General features: G+C 72.9%; 7 protein-coding genes and 1 other RNA gene. 5 read left to right on the forward strand and 3 right to left on the reverse strand.

Annotation, left to right across the window (positions count from 1 at the left end; all coding sequences use genetic code 11):
- From A6Q79_RS15845 to A6Q79_RS15860, 4 genes are all read left to right on the forward strand, one after another.
- Positions 1-314: hypothetical protein (locus A6Q79_RS15845; protein WP_317698736.1), on the forward strand; the 314-nt coding region annotated here is incomplete at its 5' end.
- Positions 311-1126: an anchored repeat-type ABC transporter ATP-binding subunit gene (locus A6Q79_RS15850; RefSeq protein ID WP_286689641.1), complete on the forward strand. Its 816-nt coding sequence runs from the start codon at positions 311-313 to the stop codon at positions 1124-1126. The genes A6Q79_RS15845 and A6Q79_RS15850, both read left to right, overlap by 4 nt.
- Before the next feature lies 1 nt (position 1127).
- On the forward strand, positions 1128-2006 hold the full coding sequence (locus A6Q79_RS15855) for an anchored repeat-type ABC transporter permease subunit (RefSeq protein ID WP_286689642.1): 879 nt from the start codon (positions 1128-1130) through the stop codon (positions 2004-2006).
- Positions 2003-2701 (forward strand): lytic transglycosylase domain-containing protein, encoded by a 699-nt coding sequence (locus tag A6Q79_RS15860; protein ID WP_317698737.1) that lies wholly within the window; start codon positions 2003-2005, stop codon positions 2699-2701. Before A6Q79_RS15855 ends, A6Q79_RS15860 begins: the two co-directional genes overlap by 4 nt.
- Before the next feature lie 21 nt (positions 2702-2722).
- Here the strand turns inward: A6Q79_RS15860 and A6Q79_RS15865 are convergent, their stop codons facing one another.
- Positions 2723-3010, reverse strand: a complete 288-nt coding sequence (locus A6Q79_RS15865; RefSeq protein WP_286689644.1) for an SAV_915 family protein — start codon at positions 3008-3010, stop codon at positions 2723-2725.
- 113 nt (positions 3011-3123) lie between these two features.
- Here A6Q79_RS15865 and A6Q79_RS15870 point away from each other — a divergent pair, with 113 nt between their 5' ends.
- Positions 3124-3705, forward strand: coding sequence for a hypothetical protein (locus A6Q79_RS15870; RefSeq protein WP_286689645.1), 582 nt, complete (start codon positions 3124-3126; stop codon positions 3703-3705).
- A 337-nt stretch (positions 3706-4042) separates the two neighbouring features.
- Here the strand turns inward: A6Q79_RS15870 and ssrA are convergent.
- Positions 4043-4413, reverse strand: a transfer-messenger RNA (tmRNA) gene (gene ssrA / locus A6Q79_RS15875).
- A gap of 196 nt (positions 4414-4609) precedes the next feature.
- A partial coding sequence (locus tag A6Q79_RS15880; RefSeq protein ID WP_317698738.1) for an endonuclease occupies positions 4610-4933 on the reverse strand: 324 nt, incomplete at its 5' end.

The raw sequence follows: 4933 nt of genomic DNA on the forward strand, positions 1-4933 counted from the left end.
CCCTCGGCACGTACCGCGCTTTTGTCGAACTTCGTGGACCGCGCCGCACGGCAGCCGGTGTCTGGCTGGTGGCTCTCGCCGTCGCGATGATTCCCCTGATCCCGACCCCCATCGACGCCGATCAGCGATCTGCGACGCCCGAATTCATCACCAGCGGCTCGTGGGAGAACTACGTCAGCGACGGCACCCTGGTGACGGCGCTCGTCGCGGCCATCGCCGTGCTCGCGGTCCTGCTGCTCGTCGGCGCCGTCGTCGCCGTCGTCCGCCTGCGCGCCCAGCGTCGCCGCGCGCTCGGCGGGACGGACGTCGCATGACCGCCCTCGGCACCTCGCCGGACGTCACAGGGTCGTCGGCACGCAGCCGGCCCGCGCCGACCGTGGAGCGTGGGCTGCGCGTCTCCGGCCTCGCCGTCGACCTCGCCGGTCGGGCCGTGCTGCGCGACGTGGCGCTGCGGGTCGAGCCGGGACAGGTCGTGGGGCTCGTCGGGCCGAACGGGGCCGGCAAGACCACGCTCATGCGCGCGGTGCTCGGCGTGGTCCCCCGCCGGGGCGGCGAGGTCGTCGTCGACGGTCGCCCGGTGCGGCCGGGGCGCTCCGGCATCGGCCACGTGCCCCAGCGGGTCGACGTCGCCTGGGACTTCCCGGTGAGCGTCGCCGACATGGTCGCGTCGGGCCTCACCGGCACCCGCTGGACGGGCTGGCGTCCCGGTGCGGCGAGCTGGCGCGCCGTGGCCGACGCGCTCGAGCGCACCCACGTGCGCGACCTCGCCGACCGGCCCGTGGCCGAGCTGTCGGGAGGTCAGCGCCAGCGGGTCCTGCTGGCCCGTGCGCTGGTGCTGCAGTCGTCGGTGCTGCTCCTCGACGAGCCCCTCACCGGGCTCGACGTGCCGGCCCAGGACCTCATCACCTCCCTCGTCCGCGAGCTCGCCGACGACGGGCTGGCCGTGCTGATGTCGACGCACGACCTCGTCGGCGCCGTCGACCAGTGCGACCGGTTCGTGCTCGTGAACGGGACCGTGCGCGCCGACGGACCGACGCGCGAGGTCGCCGCCGACGTGCAGGCATGGGTCGAGACGTTTCGCACCCGCCCCGACAGCGCGCTCGTGCGCGCGCTCCAGGCGGTGTGACGTGGGGTTCCTCGACTTCCTGGCCGACCTCGTCAACCCGGACCTCGCGTTCCTGCCCCGCGCGCTGGCCGTCGCCGTCGCGTCGGCGCTCGTGTGCGGGGTCGTCGGCTGCCACGTCGTCCTGCGTGGGACGGCCTTCATCGGCGACGCCGTCGCGCACGCGGTGTTCCCGGGCCTCGCGGTCGCGTTCGTGCTGTCGGCGAACCTCGTGCTCGGCGGCGCCGTCGCCGGGGTGCTGACCGCCGTGCTCATCGCCGTCATGGCCCAGAACCGCCGACTCCGGGAGGACTCGGTCATCGGCGTGCTGTTCGTGGCGGCGTTCGCGCTGGGTGTCGTGATCATCGCGCAGGCGCCCGGCTACGCCGGCTCGCTGCAGCAGTTCCTGTTCGGGTCGATCGCCGGCGTCGACGACGGCGACCTGGTGGCCGTCGGCGTCGTGACCGTCGTCGTCCTCGCCGTGTGCGCGTGGCTGCACCCCGAGCTCGTCAGCGTCGGGCTCGACCGCGAGGGCGCCCGTGCCCAGGGGGTGCGGGTGTTCTGGGTCGACCTCGCGCTGTACGTGCTCATCGCGCTGAGTGTCGTGGTGAGCGTGCAGACGATCGGCAACGTGCTCGTCCTGGCGCTGCTGGTGACCCCGGCCGCCACCGCGCGGCTGCTGACCTCCAGGCTGGGGGTCATGATGGTGCTGGCCCCAGTGATCGGAGCGGTGGGCGCGTTCGTCGGGCTGTACGTCTCGTGGACGTGGGACCTCCCGACCGGCGCCGTCGTCGTGCTGACGCTCACGGCCGTCTTCATCGTGACCTGGCTCGTCGCGCCACGGCACGGGATGCTCGCGTCCTGGACCGGCCGTCGACCGGCTGCGGCGCGGGGCGTCGCGTGAGGGAGCGGCTGCCCGTGCTCTGCGCTGGGCTGGCCGGGCTCCTCGGCGTCGTGCTGCTGGTCGTCGCGGTCGTCCTGCCCGACCCCGGGTCCGACGCCGTCAGGGGTGCTGCGGGCGCACCACCCGACGCGCGGGCGTCGACGTCGCCGGCTCCGCGGGCAGCGTCGCGGGACGCCGAGCCCGACCCGGCTCAGGTGCCCGTGGCCCAGCTGCCCGACGGCGCCTGGATCGAGGCGACGGCCGCGTCGACGGGTGTCGAGGCGCGGGTGCTGCGCGCGTACGCCGGCGCGGCCCTGCGGCTGGAGCGCGAGCAGCCGGGCTGCCGGCTCGGGTGGAACACGCTCGCGGCGATCGGCGCGGTCGAGTCGGAGCACGGCACCATCGACGGCTCGGTCGTCACCGACGACGGCGAGGTCGACGGCGACGACCGCTGGGACCGCGCGGTCGGCCCGATGCAGTTCCTCCCCTCGACCTGGGAGCGGTGGGGCGCGGACGGCGACGGCGACGGACGCGCCGACCCGCAGCACGTCGACGACGCCGCCCTCGCCGCTGCCCGCTACCTGTGCCACGGCGAGCGCGACCTGACCCGCGGCCCCGACTGGGTGGCGGCGATCTCCTCCTACAACGAGGGCAGCGAGTACCACGCCCGCGTCCTCGAGCAGGCGCGTTCCCTGGCGTCCCTCGCAGCGCGCTGACGTCGCGACCGCTCCGCGGGGTCAGGCCACGCGGTGCTGGACGGCCTGTGGCTCGACCAGCGCCTGCGGGTCGACACACACCTCGCGCACCCCGATCGGGTCGAGCATCGCGTGCGCCGCGGCGAGGCACATCCGTGCCGCGGGCACGTCGCGACCGAGCGCGGCACGCAGTCGCTCGACGTCGCTGAACGCCACGGCCACGCGACGTCCGTCGACGCGGCGCGCGAGCCGGAGCGCCGTAGTCGTCGAGGGTGACGCGAGCGGGAACAGCAGCATCGGGGAGGCGTGGTGGGAGGAGGGAACGCTCACCCGTCGAGTCTGCGTCCCACCGACGACGACCCGGAACCGTCGCGGCGACAAGATCGCGTCAAGATCGCGTCAGGCACCTGGCCGGCGCCCTCCCCGCCGCCCACGATCGAGACATGACCGAGCTCGTCCGCACCCTGCCCGCCGCCCGCCACGACCACGTCGAGGTGCAGGTGCGCCGCGCGTTGCGGCTGCTCGCCCTCGGCTGGGACACCGCACTCTCGGCGGTCCTCGCCGACGACCCCCGTGTCGCGCGCACCGTGCTGCGCACGGCTCCCGCGCGACGCCAGGCCGTCCGGGTCGCGGAGGAACGGGCTCGGCACGACGGTGACGGCGCGGTCGACCTGCTCCCGTTGCTCGCCGAGTCCGAGCAGGTCAACCGGCTGCTCGCCCGGCTCGCGCAGACCGTCCTCACCGAGCACGACCGTCCACTCGTCGACGACGCCGACCGCACCCACATCATAATCGCCCGGCGCCGCGGCACCGAGCGGCTCTGCCACCTCGCCGGCACGCCACACCTCCCCGTCGCCAGCGACGACGTCCACACCTGTACGACGGCGCTCCTGCGGGTCCGTGACCACCTGCGCGCCGACGAGCACGAGCACTCCCCGGCCGCGCACACCTGCGGCGACCTCACCGCCTACCTCCTCGAGATCGCCCGCCACTCCGCACGATCCGGTACGTCATCGCCCGTCTGAGGCCGCACTCCGGGCGATGACGTTCCACATCCTGGTGGGGGGAGCTGCCGGGATCCCTCCGACGGCCGCTCCGCGGCGCAGGGTGGGGCCCACTCGATTCACGGTGCCTGATTCACCGAGCCTCGAAGGCCCCACACAATGCACGAAAGCCCCGCACCGTCACGAGGACGGTGCGGGGCCTTCGAGGCTCGGTGGAGCTGCCGGGATCCCTCGCTGGGCGGCTGCGCCGCGAAGGGGGGCCCGACTCGATTGCTCTGCCCGATGCACGTCCCGGCAGGACCCCCGACCAGAACGCACAGGACCCCCGACCTCGCGAGAGGTCGGGGGTCCTGCCGTGACGTGGAGCTGCCGGGAATCGAACCCGGGTCCTCTGGCGCTGAGTCAGGACTTCTCCGGGTGCAGTGCGTCAGATCGCCTTTCTCAGCCCCGGTGCTCGGACGAACACGTCACCGACAGGCTCAGTCACGAAAAAGTCCCGACCGCGTCACGTGACGCTACGCGGCCAGCAAGTCCCCTAGATGAGACAGACGATCCGGGACGGGGACGCTCCCGGGTCTGCCCTTCACCAGTCGCTGTCAGGCAGCGAGGGCGAAGTCAGTGCGCTTGGAATCGGCACTTATGGGTTGCGACGAACGTTAAAGAGATGACGTCGCGTTCTCTACCCGCTTCTCCTGAGTCGAACGACCAAAGTCGAAACCGATCAGCCCCTCTTGAGTTGTCAACCACGCCCACCCTCGCGGGCACGGCGTCTCACCACTGTACAACCCCAGGCCCCCGTCGAAGATTCCCGACGCCCGGCGTCGGTGGCCAGGCACCCGCAGCAGCGCTGCTCAGGATGCCCAGCCACCGACACGCCGTCCCGCCGGCGCTGAGGTTGCCCAGCCACCGATGGAGGGCGGAACCGTCAGCCGAACACCGACTGCGCCCACTCCGGGTGGTCGATGAACGGGTTGCGGTTGCCCTGGTACTGGGAGTCGATGATGTCGTTGCGACGCTGCTCCGCCGACGACGGCGGGTCCTGCGCGTGCCACTGCAGCAGCACCGAGATCTTCCCCAGGTACGGCGTGCTGCCGTTGACCTGGTTGTTGGCCTCCAGGTCGGCGAAGCCGTCGCCGCCCTCGTAGCGCACCGCCATGTACATGACCATCCGCGCGACGTCGCCCTTCACGGCGTTCGGCGGCTCGAAGGAGTCGCCGTCGGTCAGGCACGACGAGCAGTTGCTCACCGC

The sequence above is a fragment of the Aeromicrobium sp. REDSEA-S32_B7 genome (assembly GCF_001626145.1).
GTDB lineage: Bacteria > Actinomycetota > Actinomycetes > Propionibacteriales > Nocardioidaceae > Aeromicrobium > Aeromicrobium erythreum.

What these genes read in the sequence shown, in the direction of transcription:
- A6Q79_RS15850 (WP_286689641.1), top strand. Translation starts at nt 311, where the DNA reads ATGACCGCCCTCGGCACCTCGCCGGACGTCACAGGGTCGTCGGCACGC.
- A6Q79_RS15870 (WP_286689645.1), top strand. Translation starts at nt 3,124, where the DNA reads ATGACCGAGCTCGTCCGCACCCTGCCCGCCGCCCGCCACGACCACGTC.